This is a genomic window from Cohnella nanjingensis, assembly GCF_014212125.1.
Classification (GTDB): domain Bacteria; phylum Bacillota; class Bacilli; order Paenibacillales; family Paenibacillaceae; genus Cohnella; species Cohnella nanjingensis.
The window spans coordinates 43051-58823 of record NZ_JACJVP010000044.1 but is presented as its reverse complement, the minus strand read 5'-3'; the positions used below and the strand labels follow the sequence as shown (position 1 = coordinate 58823).

At 63.1% G+C, this 15773-nt stretch carries 19 protein-coding genes; 18 read left to right on the top strand and 1 reads right to left on the bottom strand.

Annotation, left to right across the window (positions count from 1 at the left end):
- The first annotated feature begins 226 nt into the window (after positions 1 to 226).
- The 10 genes from H7C19_RS25910 to H7C19_RS25865 all read left to right on the top strand — a co-directional run bounded on the left by H7C19_RS25910 (position 227) and on the right by H7C19_RS25865 (position 7987).
- Complete coding sequence (locus H7C19_RS25910) at positions 227 to 1492, top strand: hypothetical protein (protein ID WP_185671986.1); 1266 nt, start codon at positions 227 to 229, stop codon at positions 1490 to 1492.
- A gap of 81 nt (positions 1493 to 1573) precedes the next feature.
- Complete coding sequence (locus H7C19_RS25905; RefSeq protein WP_185671985.1) at positions 1574 to 2089, top strand: gamma carbonic anhydrase family protein; 516 nt, start codon at positions 1574 to 1576, stop codon at positions 2087 to 2089.
- Positions 2090 to 2125: 36 nt separating this feature from the next.
- Positions 2126 to 2305, top strand: a complete 180-nt coding sequence (locus tag H7C19_RS25900) for an IDEAL domain-containing protein (RefSeq protein WP_185671984.1) — start codon at positions 2126 to 2128, stop codon at positions 2303 to 2305.
- A 124-nt stretch (positions 2306 to 2429) separates the two neighbouring features.
- On the top strand, positions 2430 to 3398 hold the full coding sequence (locus H7C19_RS25895; RefSeq protein ID WP_185671983.1) for an alpha/beta fold hydrolase: 969 nt from the start codon (positions 2430 to 2432) through the stop codon (positions 3396 to 3398).
- Positions 3399 to 3426: 28 nt separating this feature from the next.
- Positions 3427 to 3855 carry a DUF2487 family protein gene (locus H7C19_RS25890; protein ID WP_185671982.1) on the top strand — a complete coding sequence of 143 codons (429 nt, stop codon included), beginning with the start codon at positions 3427 to 3429 and terminating at the stop codon, positions 3853 to 3855.
- A 274-nt stretch (positions 3856 to 4129) separates the two neighbouring features.
- Positions 4130 to 4666, top strand: coding sequence for a Rieske (2Fe-2S) protein (locus H7C19_RS25885; protein WP_185671981.1), 537 nt, complete (start codon positions 4130 to 4132; stop codon positions 4664 to 4666).
- 19 nt (positions 4667 to 4685) lie between these two features.
- On the top strand, positions 4686 to 5357 hold the full coding sequence (gene qcrB / locus H7C19_RS25880) for a menaquinol-cytochrome c reductase cytochrome b subunit (protein WP_185671980.1): 672 nt from the start codon (positions 4686 to 4688) through the stop codon (positions 5355 to 5357).
- Between the two features lie 19 nt (positions 5358 to 5376).
- Complete coding sequence (locus H7C19_RS25875) at positions 5377 to 6243, top strand: menaquinol-cytochrome c reductase cytochrome b/c subunit (RefSeq protein WP_185671979.1); 867 nt, start codon at positions 5377 to 5379, stop codon at positions 6241 to 6243.
- A 76-nt stretch (positions 6244 to 6319) separates the two neighbouring features.
- Positions 6320 to 6979 carry a DUF1405 domain-containing protein gene (locus H7C19_RS25870; RefSeq protein WP_185671978.1) on the top strand — a complete coding sequence of 220 codons (660 nt, stop codon included), beginning with the start codon at positions 6320 to 6322 and terminating at the stop codon, positions 6977 to 6979.
- Positions 6980 to 7048: 69 nt separating this feature from the next.
- The gene (locus H7C19_RS25865; RefSeq protein ID WP_185671977.1) at positions 7049 to 7987 is read left to right on the top strand and encodes a sporulation protein YpjB; all 939 of its coding nucleotides are present in this window, start codon (positions 7049 to 7051) and stop codon (positions 7985 to 7987) included.
- 108 nt (positions 7988 to 8095) lie between these two features.
- Here H7C19_RS25865 and H7C19_RS25860 read toward each other — a convergent pair whose 3' ends face one another.
- A complete protein-coding gene (locus tag H7C19_RS25860) occupies positions 8096 to 8965 on the bottom strand; it encodes a YitT family protein (RefSeq protein ID WP_185671976.1) in 870 nt (289 codons plus the stop codon).
- Between the two features lie 92 nt (positions 8966 to 9057).
- On the opposite strand from H7C19_RS25860, the gene H7C19_RS25855 reads away from it, so the two are divergent.
- The 8 genes from H7C19_RS25855 (at position 9058) to H7C19_RS25820 (ending at position 15686) form a co-directional block, all read left to right on the top strand.
- The gene (locus H7C19_RS25855) at positions 9058 to 9426 is read left to right on the top strand and encodes a nucleotide pyrophosphohydrolase (protein ID WP_185671975.1); all 369 of its coding nucleotides are present in this window, start codon (positions 9058 to 9060) and stop codon (positions 9424 to 9426) included.
- Between the two features lie 43 nt (positions 9427 to 9469).
- A complete protein-coding gene (locus tag H7C19_RS25850; RefSeq protein WP_185671974.1) occupies positions 9470 to 10018 on the top strand; it encodes a tetratricopeptide repeat protein in 549 nt (182 codons plus the stop codon).
- 4 nt (positions 10019 to 10022) lie between these two features.
- Positions 10023 to 10826, top strand: coding sequence for a 4-hydroxy-tetrahydrodipicolinate reductase (dapB, locus tag H7C19_RS25845; RefSeq protein WP_185671973.1), 804 nt, complete (start codon positions 10023 to 10025; stop codon positions 10824 to 10826).
- A gap of 34 nt (positions 10827 to 10860) precedes the next feature.
- Positions 10861 to 11283, top strand: a complete 423-nt coding sequence (locus H7C19_RS25840; protein WP_185671972.1) for a methylglyoxal synthase — start codon at positions 10861 to 10863, stop codon at positions 11281 to 11283.
- Positions 11280 to 11990: a bacillithiol biosynthesis deacetylase BshB1 gene (bshB1, locus tag H7C19_RS25835; RefSeq protein WP_185671971.1), complete on the top strand. Its 711-nt coding sequence runs from the start codon at positions 11280 to 11282 to the stop codon at positions 11988 to 11990. Before H7C19_RS25840 ends, bshB1 begins: the two co-directional genes overlap by 4 nt.
- Positions 11991 to 12164: 174 nt before the next feature.
- Positions 12165 to 13325, top strand: a complete 1161-nt coding sequence (gene bshA / locus H7C19_RS25830; protein ID WP_185671970.1) for an N-acetyl-alpha-D-glucosaminyl L-malate synthase BshA — start codon at positions 12165 to 12167, stop codon at positions 13323 to 13325.
- A gap of 43 nt (positions 13326 to 13368) precedes the next feature.
- Positions 13369 to 14697 carry a tRNA nucleotidyltransferase/poly(A) polymerase-related protein gene (locus H7C19_RS25825; protein WP_185671969.1) on the top strand — a complete coding sequence of 443 codons (1329 nt, stop codon included), beginning with the start codon at positions 13369 to 13371 and terminating at the stop codon, positions 14695 to 14697.
- Between the two features lie 8 nt (positions 14698 to 14705).
- Complete coding sequence (locus tag H7C19_RS25820) at positions 14706 to 15686, top strand: biotin--[acetyl-CoA-carboxylase] ligase (RefSeq protein WP_185671968.1); 981 nt, start codon at positions 14706 to 14708, stop codon at positions 15684 to 15686.
- Positions 15687 to 15773 lie beyond the last annotated feature (87 nt).

Below are 15773 nucleotides of genomic sequence, written 5' to 3'. Positions count from 1 at the left end.
GCGTACGGAGGCGGTCGGCGCTCGAGCATCCGGCAGCAGGAAAAAGCGCTCGGAGCGCAGACGGGGCGCCGGACGTTCCTGCTCGCGCGCATACGAATAGGATGCCTGAATGCAGCGTTTATCGAATTCTAGCGAACGATTCGCAGGCCAATCGCGCAGGACCACGTTTAAAGCCGGATGTTCCGACCGATAATGCATGTAAACGCGCCGGAAACGAGGGTTGCCGATGAACCTGGCGGATATGCTCAGCTACGCCGATATTGCACAGCTATCGAATATCGCCGACACGTACGACTGCGAATGCAGCAGCCATTCCAAGCACGAGCTGATCCAATCGATATTGACGGTCCTGGGCAGACGAGAGGCGCTGGAGACGAGAGTAGGGGAGATGAGCCTGGACGACCTGAGGTTCTTAAACTCTCTTCTCTTCGAGAAACGCGCCGCCTACAGCTTGGAAGATTTGACGGCCCGCGCCGCTTCGTCGGCCGCTCCCCGGGATGGGTCGACGGCGGAAGGCGCGGGATCCGCGGTAACGGAGGCGGCGGGGGCGGATCCCCGCAAGGGACGCGCCGGGAACGCGAAGCCGCGATCCTCGCGCAAACGCGAATCGGCCGCGCCGCCGGCGCCGCCTGTCCCGAGCGATCCGGCGCGCGGGGCGATCGCGAGATTCAAGCGGTTCGGCTGGCTCTTCAACGGTTTCTCGCAGCAGACCAAGTACTTGTACCACGTACCGGAAGACGTGAAAAAGCGGCTCTGCGAAGCGCTGGACCGCAAGTTCCGCGACGGCCTGCAGGCGAGGTCCGAGCCGCCCGCCTATCGGGACGAGCGCAGCCTGCTCAGCGACGACGCCGCGATCCTGGCGCGGTTCGTCCGGGATCACGACGTCCCGCTCACTTCCGACGGCTACATTTACAAACGTCAGCTCCAGCAGCTGCTCGACCTATTGTCCGTCGTCGAGCCGCTTCCCGGCAAGAGCGCTTTCCGCTTCGGCTACGGGAGGCGCTACCGGGAGTATCCGGACCGCTTCTCCTTGCTCTACGACTACTGCTACTTCGCCGAGTATATCGAGGAGCTGCCGGAGAGGCTCGTCTTGACCGAGAAGGGGCGGCAGGCGGCCGACGGCGAGCTCCGCAGCGACCCCTCGGAGCTGTATCGCTTCTGGATGCGGCTGTACAAGAGTCCGATCCCGAATCTGCAAGCGCTCGTGCAATGGGTCATGCGGTTGTCGGGCGGCGCATGGGTGACGGTGTCGTCGCTGAGCGAGATTCTGTTGCCGCTCATCCGGCCGTACTATTACGATTCGGAGCGGGACATCCTGGATCGGCGCCTCTTGGCGATGATGCTGCACCTGGGCCTGCTGCGCTACGGAGAGACGGCGGACGGCGAGGCGGTCGTCACGATGACGCCGCAAGGCAGAGCGCTCGTCTCGGGCAACGAAGTGAAGTTCGAAGACGCCCTGCCGTGGACGTTCGCGTCCGTTGACAGCGGATAGCGGGGTTGTTACAATCCTTCCCAAACGGCGGGTTCGGCGAGCGAATGGAGCGCCGATCTCCGGCTGATGGAGGGACATCGCATGTTGATACGTTACGAGACGCATTATCCGAGACTGGCTTCGGGAATCTACGTGGCCGAAGGGGCCAAGATCGTCGGCGACGTGACGATCGGGCAAAACAGCACAGTCTGGTTCAACGCCGTGCTGCGCGGCGATTTGGCGCCGATCGTCATCGGCGAGCGCTGCAACGTGCAGGACGGCGTCGTCGGGCACGTGAATACGGATCAGCCGCTGCTTCTGGAAGACGGCGTGTCGGTCGGGCATGCGGCGATCGTGCATGGATGCAAGATAGGCAAGGGTACATTGATCGGCATGGGGGCGATCGTCCTGAACGGGGCCGAGATCGGTGAATATGCTTTAGTGGGAGCCGGCGCGCTCGTAACCGAGCGGCAGGTCATTCCGCCTTATACGCTATGCTTGGGGACGCCCGCCAAGGTCGTCCGGGAGTTAAACGAACAAGATCTGCAGCGCATGCAACGTACGGCGGACAGCTACGTGAGCAAAGGGAAGCAATACGCGAACCCGACCCCGTTGTAGGCGCCCTGAACGCCGGGAACTTTGGAGGTGCAACCGATGGACATGAAAGTCGCCTATGAGACGATGTTGGGGCTGGCGGCGGAAATGGCCCTGGACGAAGCGCTGCGCAAATACCGGACGGAGAAAATTTACGAGGCGATCGATCATGCGCTGGCACTGGGGGACGCCGATGCGTTCCATCGTCTGACTGAGGAATTAAAAGCGATGCAACACTAAGCAGGGGCTGCCGTTATCGCGGCAGCTCTTTTTTTTTGCGCGGGAACGGTTTGCAGGCAGGCTCAGATGGAGTAGGATAGAGATTGCGAGTTGGCAACCTACATAATGAAACGAGGGATATCAGATGCCATTGGTGGACATGCCTTTGGAGGAGCTTCAAGCTTACGAGGGGCGCAGCCCCAAGCCGGCGGACTTCGACGCCTACTGGGAGCGCGCGCTGGACGAGATGAGGGCGGTCGATCCGCAGCTTACGATCGAGCCGTCCTCGTTCCAAGTGCCTTACGCGGAATGCTACGATCTCTACTTCACGGGCGTGCGCGGCGCCCGCGTCTACGCCAAGTACGTGAAACCCAAGCTTCCAGCGGGAGCGGGAAAGCATCCGGCGCTCCTGCAATTCCACGGCTATTCCGGTCATTCGGGCGATTGGACGTCCAAGCTGGCCTACGCGGCGCTCGGCTTCACCGTCCTCGCGATGGACTGCCGCGGCCAGGGAGGCCTCTCGGAGGATACCGGCGGCGTGAAGGGCAACACCCTGCACGGACATATCATCCGGGGAGCGGACGATCACGAGGATCAGCTGTTGTTCCGGCACATCTTCCTCGACGCGGCGCAGCTCGCGGGCATCGCGATGAACCTACCCGAAGTGGACCCGGCGCGCGTCGCCGCAACGGGCGCTTCGCAAGGGGGCGGTCTGACGCTGGCGTGCGCGGCGCTGGAGCCGAGGGTGGCGCGGCTTGCGCCGATCTATCCGTTCTTGAGCGACTATCGCCGCGTGTATGAGATGGATCTGGCGAAAAACGCGTACGAGGAGATCCGCGATTATTTCCGGAGGTTCGATCCGACGCATCGACGCGAAGACGCGTTTTTCGAGCGGTTGGGCTATATCGACGTTCAGTATCTGGCGCCGCGCATCCGGGGCGAAGTGCTCATGGCGGTCGGGCTGATGGACACCATCACGCCGCCTTCGACCCAATTCGCCGCCTACAACAAGATCGTCGCCGACAAGCGGATGGTCGTATACCCCGACTTCGGGCACGAAGGGCTGCCGGGTTTCGACGACCGGTCCATGGCCTTTTTCCAAGCGATGCGCTAACCGCGGGGAGGCAGAAAGGAAGAACGAGATGAAATTCAGCGAATTAGACGATGACACCTGGGCGGAGCTGCAGCCGTTCCTGGATACGGCGCTGCTCCCGGTAAGCGGGCTGTCGGGCGGAGAGACGCCTGCGGAAGCGGCGGAGAAGATCGGGCGGACGGGCGACTGGCTGTCCCCGCTCGAAGCCTCGTTCCGCGGCCGGACCGTGACGCTCCCGGCGAGCCATTACGACGGGGACCCGGCCGGCGGCGCAGCCCGCCTGGAGGCGCTGTGCGCGAGCATCAAGCGGCAAGGCTACCGGCACTTGATCGTCGTAGCGGGGAACGGGGGATGGACGGAGGCGCAGCTGCCGTCCGCGGACATGATCCTGCAGCCGCAAGCGGCGGACGAAGCGCCCGATCCGGAGCGGATCCGGCAAGCGGTGACCGCGCTCTGGAAGCGCTCTTCCGGCGCTTGAGCCGGAGGGGAGCGAAGCTTTTCCTTCATTATATGCGACGGACGCCGCGCACGCATGAGCGGCTACGGATTGGGGCATACCAATGGCAGGCGGCCTAGGCGGAGAATTGTGACAATTTGAGAACAATTTAGGCTGGCTGAATCCGGCGGCGCGGGAATCCCAGGTGGCAATTCTTGACGCTCCTTGACACGTGGGCTATTATAGTTATGTCCTTGTGAACAAAAGGTGAAGTCCGTGACGGACGCGACATTGGTGGGCAAAGGGGGTAGAAAAAATGGACCACAATCAGCAGCACGAAACCTCGCACAAGCCGATCAAGCGCAAAGAAATGACTCGCCGTCAGTTTCTGTCCTATACGCTAGGCGGCGCCACCGCATTTATGGCGGGCGGGGCCATTTTACCGATGCTTCGGTTTGCGGTTGACCCGCTCTTGCAGAAGAAGGCAGCGACGCCTTTCGTGAAGGTCGTCGAGGAAACGAAAGTAACCGCGGAGCCGCAAAAGATCGACTTCAAGATCCATCAGGTAGACGGATGGTACGAGAGCGATCCGAAGCTGCAGGCATTCGTCGCGAAGGACGATGCCGGCAAGATCTTCGCGCTGTCTCCGGTGTGCAAGCACTTGGGTTGTACGATCAGCTGGGGCGGCGAAGAAGCGCCGAACCTGTATCACTGCCCTTGCCACGGCGCAAGATACACCAAAGACGGCAAGCAATTGAAAGTGGCACCGAAACCGCTGGACGAATACGAAGTGAAGGTCGAGAACGGCTGGGTATACCTCGGACCGCTCGAAGCCAACACCCGCGTGAAGTAGAAGGAGGGCGTCTCGTCCCATGTTCAAAGGCATGTATAACTGGATTGACGAACGTCTTGACGTAACGCCGATGTGGAGAGATATCGCCGACCATGAGGTGCCCGAGCACGTCAACCCGGCGCATCACTTCTCCGCTTTTGTTTATTGCTTCGGCGGCCTGACGTTCTTCATTACCGTCATTCAGATCCTCTCGGGGATGTTTCTGACGATGTATTACGTACCGGATATCATCAACGCCTACTACAGCGTTGACTACCTGCAGCACCAAGTCGCCTTCGGCGTCATCGTGCGCGGGATGCATCACTGGGGCGCAAGCCTCGTTATCGTGATGATGTTCCTACATACCCTTCGCGTATTCTTCACGGGCTCTTACAAGGCGCCCCGCGAGATGAACTGGGTCGTCGGGATGTTGATCTTCTTCGTGATGTTGGGCCTCGGGTTCACGGGCTACCTGCTCCCGTGGGACAACAAAGCGTACTTCGCGACCAAGGTCGGCATGGAGATCGCCGGTTCGGTACCTTGGATCGGCGGTTACATCAAGGAGTTGTTGCAAGGGGGCACGATCGTCGGCGCCCAGACGCTGACTCGCTTCTTCGCGATTCACGTGTTCTTCTTGCCGGGCGTATTGCTCACGCTGCTTGCGGCACACTTCTTCATGATTCGAAAACAGGGCATTTCCGGGCCGCTGTAAGAGAGAGGAGTGGCAAGCTTTGGCACATGGACATCAATCTAAAGAAAAAGTCGTCTTCGTAGGCGACTCGCGTATCCGCAAGCCGGATCCGAACAAGCCCGCGCCGCCGGACTATACCGCGTATCCGGGCAAGTCCGAAGCCTTCATCCCGAACTTCCTGCTGAAGGAATGGATGGCGGGCGTCGTGGTGCTGGTCGGCTTCCTCGTGCTGACGATCGCGGAGCCGGCTCCGCTCGGCTACCCGGCGGACCCGCTTAACGGCTCGTTCATCCCGATGCCGGACTGGTACTTCCTGTTCATCTACCAGCTCCTGAAGTATCCGTATACGTCCGAGAACTACATCGTGCTCGGGACGATCGGACTTCCGGGCATCTTGTTCGGCGCGCTGTTCCTCGCTCCGTTCCTGGATACGGGCAAAGAACGCCGCTTCTACAGACGTCCGATCGCTTCCTCGCTCATGCTCGTGACGCTGGTGGCCAGCGTGTACCTCACGTGGGTATCCTGGCACCACTACACCAAAGAGGTGGAAGCGTCCGGCGTCGTGCCGGAGCACATCGAGCGAGAAGAGAAGAACCGCGAGTCCATCGAGGCAGGCAAAGGCCGCTTCATTCCGGGCAAGGTCGTCGTGCCGGCGCTCGTGAAGCCGGAAGACGAAGCCTTCTCCGTGACGATGAAGGCGCAATGTATCGCCTGCCACGGCACCGACCTCGAAGGTCAAGCCGGTCCGATGCTGGCCGGCATCGGCGACAAGCTCAGCAAGGATGAGATCGTCAATACGATTACGAACGGCAAGGGCGAAGGCATGCCTTCCTTCAAGGGAACGCTGTCCGACGCGGAGATCGAGAAAGTGGCCACCTGGCTCTCCGAGCAGAAGGCCGCCGAGTAAGCGGCACGACCCATCGTTTGGACCTAGAGACCTGACCGAATTCGGTCAGGTCTTTTTTAAGAAAGAGGGGACACGGATGAACCTGCGCGCGTATTTATCCCGGAATATCCTGCTGCATCGCACGACGATGCTGCTGCTCATGATCTTCTACATTCCCGGTACGATCTACGGATACTACTGGTACAAGGATCAGCTCCTGGACACGTGGAAATGGAACCCGCATTGGCAGATCCCGTTCGTGCCGGACAGTCCGACCGCTTCGTTGTTCTTCACGATCGCCGCGCTCTGGCTGTGGATCCGGCCTGCGCCGAACCGCAGCGCGCTCTGGGGCTCGATCCGCAGCCTCATCGAAGCGCTTGCGGTCGTCACCTCGGTGAAGTATGGCGTCTGGGCTTCCGCGATCATCTTCGCGGGCGCCGCGTACGGCGATCAGTTGGTCTGGGAGCATTGGATGCTGGTCGCCTCCCATCTGTCGATGGCGGTCTGCGCCGTCCTGTACGCCCGGTTCTTCCACTTCCGCGCGTGGGCGCTTGCGGCGGCGGCGGCCTGGACGTTCCTGAACGATACGGTCGACTATGGCTTCGGCGTGTATCCGTATCTTCCGAACGAGCTGATGGACAAGCTGGTCCCGGTCGCGATCTTCACCTTCCTCCTGACCGCGCTGAGCGTGCTGATCGCCGGGTTGTCCCGGTTCCTGCCCGGCGCGCTGTCGCGAACCGAGCGCATGGCGGCCTAAGCGTAAGCGGACAACCCGGTTCTAGGAGTGGACATCCCCTCATACGTTGGAGTAGAGGGAGGGATGTCCGTGAGAGCGCGCAGGGGATTCTGGGATCGCGGCAAGCGTTTGACGGCGATCGCGGCGCTGCTGATCGCAGGCTGGCTGGCCGGCGCGGCGCCTGCCGCGGCGATCGCCGCCGGACAGTCCGGGGAACGGGACGTTGCCGCAGCCGGCATGGAAAGCGGCGGGATCGACCCTGCGGCGGCATTCCGGGATGCGGCCGAAGCGCTTTACCTGGCCGTCCAGCAGGGCGAACCGCTCGCCGTCCACCGCCGGCTTCAAGATGCCGAGACGGCGTTTCGCGGGCTTCCGATGGAGCGGATCCCGTCCGCGGAAGGGATTCATGCGCTGTCGGGGAGCGTCGCGGAGATGAAGCGGGCGCTGGCGGCCGCGACGCCGGACGAGTCGAAGGTTCAGACGGCCGCAGGCGCCCTGCGGCTGGCGGCGGATGCGCTGGCCAGTCCCGATCGTTCGCTGTGGTTCCAATATCGGAAGCTCATGATGGAAGAGATCGCAACGCTTGCGGCGGGGATCAGCGGTACGCCGCCGCGCGTAACGGAGGAAGCGAAGACCGCGTTCGACCGGTTGAGCGGCCATTACGCGCTGATCCGCACGGCGGTCGCCATCTCGCGGGAACCTTCCGTCCTCGAGCGGGGCGATTCGGTATTCCGGTACGGGGAGCGGGTGATCGCGGCGGCCCGTCCGGAGGGGAAGCTGTTGACGGGACTGATCGAGCCGCTGCGGGACGCGGTAGCGGGTCTCTTTCCGCCGACCGGCGAAGAGCCGGCCGCAGGGCCCGCGCTGATCCCGCCGGCTTGGGGCTTCATCGCGACGATCGGTTCGTTCATCGTCACGGTGCTGACCTATGCCGGTTGGCGGAAGTACCGGTTCGATCGCCAAGGAGGCTCCGGCCCGGAAGGGGAGGGCCGGCGCAAGGACGCGGCGGACCGCTGGCTGCGGCGGTAGTCTCTCCCTCCAGGCGCGGTTCTTCGCGCAGAGGCTAGACGGTACGCTCGCAGTGGGGTTCGACGGTACGCGCTGCAGGAGCGGTAACCCGCGAGTCGGCGCCCGCGTTTATTCCTCGCGGAAGCCTTCGCCGAGCACGTCGTGCACGTCGCTGATCACGATAAAAGCCTGTCTGTCATGTTGGCGGACCAGGCTTTTTAATTTGCGGATCTCGAACCGGCTGACGACGCAGTAAACGACCATCCGCTGCTCGCCGGAGTAGCCGCCGACCGCTTTCATCAGCGTGACGCCGCGGTCCATCTCCCGCGTGATCGTCTGGGCGAGCTGTTCCGGCGAGTGGCAGACGATCGTGAACGCCTTGGCCGCGTACGCCCCTTCTTGGACGAAGTCGATCATCTTCGACGCGATGAAGACGCTCACCAAGGTATACAGCACTTTCTCCTTCGGGATGAAGATCAGCGAGGTCACGAGGATGACCGCGTCCATCGCCAGGATGATCTGGCCCAGGCTGAATCCCTTGCCGCGGTTCAGGATGCGGGCGATGATGTCGACGCCGCCCGTCGTGCCGCCCGAATAGAAGACGAGCCCGAGACCGACGCCGAGCGTCACGCCGGCATACAGCACCACGAGGATGAAGTCCTGGCGCGAGGTGAAGGGGACGATCCAGTCGTGATCCACGGCGGTCTGCCAGAACCAGAGGAAGCCGGATAGGGAGACCGTGCCGCCGATCGTGTAAATCATGGAGCCCCAGCCAAGTTTGCGCCAGCCCACCCAGAACAGCGGCAGGTTGATGAGGAGCGTCGTGATGGCCGTCGGCAGGCCGGTCGCATAGTACAGCAGAATCCCGATGCCGGTCACGCCGCCCTCCATGAGCTGGTTCGGGATGATGAAGTATTCGAGGCCGAACGCGTACACGGCGGTTCCGGTCAGCAGCACGAGCCATGCGCGCACGGCCGCTCCGATACGATTTGCATTCAATTCCAGGACCCTCCCGGGCGTTTAATTTGCATTTGTCTTTAACACAGTTCTAAGCTAACATAAGGTTAATACCGATCGGAAAGGAAGCAGGCATGGGAACCTCCGGAATCGCGGGCGTCAAGCTCGCCGAGAAGACGTTAGCCGACATCCAGCGCGAAGTGGATGCTTACATTTCACAGTTCAAGGAAGGGTATTTCTCTCCGCTGTCGATGCTCGCCCGAATGACGGAAGAGGTAGGCGAGCTGGCGCGCGAAGTGAATCACCGCTTCGGCGAGAAGCCGAAGAAGAAGGACGAAGCCGAGAATTCGATCGAGATGGAGCTCGGGGACGTGCTGTTCATCGTCCTGTGCTTCGCGAACGCGCAAGGGATCGATCTGACCGAAGCGCACAACCGGGTGATGCAAAAATTCAACACTCGCGACGCGGATCGTTGGACAAAGAAGCACACCGACGACGCGTAAATTCATATGCTGTACCATCCCCTGAACGAAGGAGGGTGGTCGCATGGATGGGGAATCGTGTCTCCAGCTCGCCTATGAAGCCATCTTGCAAGGGGATTTCGAATCCGCGGCAAGCTGGTTCCAGCGGGCGATCGAAGCCGATCCGGACAATGCCTCTTACTATTACAAGGGCTCCATTAGTTTAGCGCGCAACGGCCGATTGGCGCAAGCCGTCGCCTACGCGGACCGAGCGCTGCAGCTCTCGCCCCGGGACCCGGTCTATTCGTTCCACATGCGCACGCTGAGAGCCAAAGTGCGCATGCGGGACGCGGAAGCGCTGCTGTCGCAATCGCCGCCGAAGACCTCGCAAGCGATCGAAGCGCTCCAAGAGGCGATCCGGCTGGACCCGCTGGCCGGCGAAGCGCAGCTGCTGCTAGGCATCGCGTATCAGTTCGGCGGGGAATACGAGCTGTCGCTGACCGCGCTGACGAACGCGCAGCGGCTCAATCCTCAACTGGAGGAAGCGGGCAGGCTTCTGCAGGAGGTACGCACGGCACGGCGCAGGCAATGGAAGCAATCTTACTCTACCACTACACGCAGAAGGAACAGGTGATGGCATGTCTGAATCGATCAAGGTCGCCGTAGCCGGCGCCGCCGGGCGCATGGGACGGGAAGTTGTCAAAATGGTGCTGGAGGACCCGCAGCTGCAGCTGGTCGCCGCAGTCGGGAGGTCCACCGGCCCCGTAGACGCCGGTAGCCTGGTCGGCAAACCCGATACCGGCGTCATCTTGTCCGGGCATCTGGCGGAGGCGCTCGAGCGCACGCGGCCGGACGTGCTCGTCGATTTTACGAATCCCAAATCGGCGATGCCGAATACCGAGACCGCCGTCGCGCTGGGCGTCCGCCCGGTGGTCGGGACGACCGGCTTCACGCCGGAGCAGATGGAAGCGCTGGACAAGCAGTGCAAAGAGCAAGGCATCGGCTGTCTGATCGCGCCGAACTTCTCGATCGGCGCGATCCTTATGATGAAGTTTGCCGCAACGGCCGCGAAATATTTGCCGCACGTGGAAATCATCGAATACCACGGCGATCAGAAGCTCGATGCGCCTTCGGGCACTTCGATCAAAACCGCGGAATGGATCGCCGAATCCCGTCAAGAACTGCGCCAAGGCAATCCGAACGAAGAGGAAGTCATCGAAGGCGCGCGCGGCGGTTATTACAACGGATTCCGCATACATAGCGTTCGGCTTCCGGGCGTATTCGCCCAGCAGGAAGTCATCTTCGGCGGCCACGGACAGACGCTGAAGATCCGCCATGATTCCTACGAACGCGCCGGTTATATGCCGGGCGTCAACACGGCCGTCAAGAAGATCATGAACGTGACCGGCCTCGTACACGGCTTCGAGCATTTCCTGGACTAATTCATTCGCTCCCGAGAGGAGGCGCGTGCTCCCGATGTTGAACATCGCGCTAATCGCCCACGACCGCAAAAAAGACGAGATGGTGAACTTCACCATCGCTTACGAACATGTATTCAAGCCGCATCAACTGTACGCCACGGGCACGACCGGCACCCGCATCATGGAGAATACCTCGCTGAACGTCCATCGCTTCATGTCCGGCCCGCTAGGCGGAGACCAGCAGATCGGCGCGATGGTCGCCCAGAACGAGATGGACTTCATCATCTTCCTGCGGGATCCGCTCATGGCGCAACCGCACGAGCCGGACATCATCGCGCTGCTGCGCCTGTGCGACGTCCAAGGCATCCCGGTGGCGACGAACGTCGCGACGGCCGAACTGCTGGTCAAATGCCTCGAACGCGGCGACTTTGCCTGGCGCGAGCTTGTGCACAAGTACAAGCCGGGTCTCGAGGAATGACGGCGGAACGAACGTCCGGATTGGACCTGCTCATCTTCGCGGCCCATCCGGACGATGCGGAGATCGGCATGGGCGGCACGATCGTGAAGGCGGTACGCCAAGGACAGCGCGTCGGCATGATCGACCTGACCTACGCGGAGATGTCATCGAACGGCGACGTGGAGACGAGACGGCGGGAAGCCGCGGCGGCCACGGAGACGCTGGGGCTCGCAGCCCGCGAGAACCTCGGCTTGCCCGACCGCGGACTCGGTTCGGCTCCCGGGCAGCTGGACAAGCTGGTCGAGGCGATCCGCCGCCATCGGCCGCGCATCGTATTCGCGCCGTACGGGATCGACCGCCATCCGGACCACGTCCTCTGCAGCCGCATGGCCGAAGAAGCGGTCTTCAACGCCAAGCTGCGCCGCTATATGCCGGAACTGCCCGCCTGGACCGTCGATCAACTGGTCTTCTACTTCATTAACGACGTTCATACGCCGCAGATCGTCGTCGATATCAGCGACGTTCAGGAGCGGAAGATGGAGGCGCTGCGCGCCTACCGCTCCCAGTTCGAACCCGCCGGCAACCAGGCGGATTGGGTGAGCACGCCGCTTACGCAAGGCTACCTGGAGAACGTGGCCGCCCGCGATCGGCTCTTCGGCGCGCCTCAGCGGCTAGCCTACGCGGAAGGCTTCATCCCCAAAGGACCGGTGAAGCTGGAACGGTTCTGAATGCCGAAGGGGCGGAAGGCCAGTCCTTCCGTCCTTTTTTGTCGCGGGATGCCGCAATGCGACAGCGCGTTCGCTCCGGCAAGGCGTCGAATCGCGGCGTTGCGGCGTTTCCGCTATGAGAAGGAAAGAAAGCAAGCATCAGGGGAATATAGTGAATGGAAGGAGGCGCAAGCCATGACTCGACCGCTTAAGATCGGCATCACCTGCTACCCTTCGCTCGGCGGTTCCGGCGTCGTCGCGACCGAGCTGGGCAAGCTGCTGGCGGAGAAGGGACACGAGATTCACTTCATCACGCACAGCATGCCCTTCCGTCTCGGCAAGTTCCACCGCAACATCTTCTATCACGAGGTCGAAGTGTCGGACTATTACGTCTTCCGCTATCCGCCTTACGATCTCTCCTTGGCGAGCAAGATGCATCAGGTCGCCAAGCTGCAGCAGCTCGACCTGCTGCACGTGCATTACGCGGTGCCCCATGCGATCTGCGCGCTCCTCGCGAAGCAGATGTCCGGCAACAAGCTCAAAGTCGTGACGACCTTGCACGGCACCGACATCACGGTGCTCGCGCAGGACGAGACGCTCAAAAATATCATTCGCCTCGGCATACAGAGCAGCGATGCCGTCACCGCGGTCAGCCGCGATCTCATCCGCGAGACCCGCGACCTTCTCGAGATCGAGGAGCCGATCGAGCTCACCTACAACTTCGTAGACAAGCGCATCTATTACCCGCGCGAAGTGGCGGACCTGCGGTCGGATTACGCGGAACCACACGAGAAGATTCTGATGCACATCTCGAACTTCCGTCCGGTTAAGCGCACGTGCGATGTGGTCGATATTTTCGCGAAAGTGCAGGCGCAAATCCCGACGAGGCTGCTGCTTGTCGGAGAAGGGCCCGATCTGCCGAAGATTCAGGCGAAGATCGACGCCATGGGACTGAGCCACCGGGTGCATTATCTGGGCAAGCAGGACGACGTCGCGGAAGTGCTGTCGCTCGCGGATCTCATGCTGCTGCCTTCGGAGAAGGAGAGCTTCGGCCTCGTCGCGCTGGAAGCGATGGCCTGCGGCGTGCCGACGATCGGGTCGGTCGCGGGCGGCATCCCGGAGCTCGTGAAGAGCGGGGAGACCGGGTTTTTGTCGAAGATCGGCGATACGGAAGAGATGGCGGAGAATGCCATCCGCCTGTTGAGCGACGAGGCGATGTACACCCGGTTCCGCGAAGCCTGCCTGCACCGGGCGCGCACGGAGTTCTGCAACGATCTGATCACGGCGAAGTACGAGCAGATCTACTACAACGTGCTCGGCATCCCGGCGAGGATCGCCGTGCCGGCTTGCGATTGACGGGAGGCGCCTCCCGTCCGCCGAAGGAGGGAGGGGGCTCGCGATGGAGGAAAAGGAAGAAGCGGCTTGGTCGGCCGGCCTGGACGTGCTGCGGCGGCTGACGGAGGCCGGGCATCCGGCCTATCTGGTCGGCGGCTGCGTGCGGGACAGGTTGTTGGGCCGGCGGGGCGGCGATATCGACATTGCCACGGCGGCCGAGCCGACGGCGGTCATGTCGCTGTTCGCGGACGTGCTGCCGACCGGGCTGAAGCACGGGACCGTCACCGTGCGGGAAGCGGGCTTCGGCTTCGAAGTGACGACCTTCCGCCAGGAGTCCGGCTATTCGGATGCGAGGCATCCGGACGCCGTCGCGTTCGTGCGGGACGTGCGGGAGGATCTGGCCCGGCGCGACTTCACGGTTAACGCGATGGCGATGGACGCGGACGGCGCGCTGGTCGATCCCTTCGGCGGTCAAGCGGATATGCGGGACCGGGTCCTGCGCGCCGTCGGACATGCGGCCGAGCGGTTCGGGGAGGACGCGCTGCGCATGCTGCGGGGAATCCGGTTCGCGGCCGAGCTCGGCTACCGCATCGACGAGTCGACTTGGGACGGCCTGCTCGCCAGGCGGGACAAGCTTCGGCTCGTCGCCATGGAGCGGGTCGGCGCCGAGCTGGACAAGATGATCGGAGGCGCGGATCCCGCCCGCGCCTTGACGCTCTTGTCCGAGAGCGGGCTCGCCGATCGGACGGCCGAACCGCTGCCGCCCGCGGTGGTCGCCGGGTTGCGGGCGGCGGCCGGCGAAATGGCGGCTGCCATGAACGCCCAGGGCGAGCCGATCGGCGGCGATCTGCGCTGGGCGGCCTTGTTCGTCGGCTGCGGCGCCACGGCGGCGGACGTCCTCGCAACGCTGCGCGTCCTGCGCTACGCCGGCCGCCGCGCGGAGCGGATCGCGTCCGTCGCGAGGCTGCACGAGCGCTTGTCGGGCGCGATTCCGGGCGGCCCATTCGGGCGTCGCAAGGCGATAGCCGAGGGAGCCGGCGCCATCGCAGGCGAGGCGCGCGAAGGCTGGATCCGCGCGGTGCTGGACTTCGGGCGGGAGGCCGCCCGGGATTGGCTGCGCTTGGCGGAGGCGGCCCCGTCCGCGATTGCGCTGGGCGGCCCGGACGGCCCTTACCGCGAAGCTTCGCGATGGCTGCGGGAGATGCCCGCCGCCGCCGCGTCGGAGCTGGCGGTGAGGGGCGACGAGCTCGTTCGCCATGCCGGGCTTCCCGCGGGCCCTTGGGTGGCGCGCCATCTTCGGCTGCTGCTGGAGGAGGTCGCCCTCGGCCGCGCGGCCAACGAGAAGACCGTGCTGCTCGCGGCCTTTGCGTCTCATCTTCGAAAGGAACGGTGACGGTCTCTATGAATCAACCAACCTTGTTAACGCTGTTGGAAGCCCAGCCGGATGCGTACGTATCCGGCGAAGAGATCAGCCGGCAGCTCGGCGTCAGCCGGACGGCCATCTGGAAGCAAGTGCGCAAGCTGGAGGCGGAAGGCTATGTGATCGAAGCGGTGCCGCGGCTCGGATACCGGTTGAAGGAGCGCCCATCGCGTCTGACGGAGCCGGAGCTGCGGGCCAAGCTGCAGACACGCGTGCTAGGGCGGCACTTGCTTCTGAAGGCAGTCGTCGCGTCGACGCAGAACGAAATTCGGCAGTTGGCGGAGGAGGGCGCCCCGGAAGGGACGCTCGTCATCGCCGAGCAGCAGGAGAAGGGGCGCGGCCGAATGGGACGCAGCTGGCTCTCGCCGCCCGGCAAGGGCGTGTATATGAGCCTGCTCCTGAGACCGGACGTGCCGCTGCCCTTGGCGCCGCAGCTCACGCTGATGTCCGCCGTTGCGCTGTGCCGGGCGCTGACCCGGGTCACGGGGCTTGCGATCGGCATCAAATGGCCGAACGATCTATTGGTCGAGGGGCGCAAGATCAGCGGCATCCTGCTGGAGTCCGCGGCCGAGGACGAGCGGATTCGCTACGTGGTCGTCGGGCTCGGTATCGCCGTGAACCTCGACGAGGCGGATTATTCGGAGGAGCTGCGCGCCCGCGCCGTCTCCCTGAAGATGGCTGCGGGACGCGCATTCGACCGCGCAGCGTTAATCGGCGAAGTGCTGCTGGAGTTCGAGCGGCTGTACGCCGTCTACAAGGAGCAAGGCTTCGAGCCGATCCGCACGCTATGGGAAGCGAACGCCGTCACGCTGAACAAGACCGTAACGCTTCATACGGCGCAGGGACCGTTCGACGGCATCCCCCGCGAGCTGGACGCTTCGGGAGGCTTGCGCGTCGAGCTGCCGGGCGGCGGTTGGCGGACCGTCTACTCCGCCGAGGTCGGAGACGCCGCGCCGCTCTAGGCGCGTCGGGCCCGATCCATTCGCGGAAGAATGATGGGGCTTGGCTTAAATCCGTCCTGCCCTGAAGGAAGAACGGCGGTCCCGACG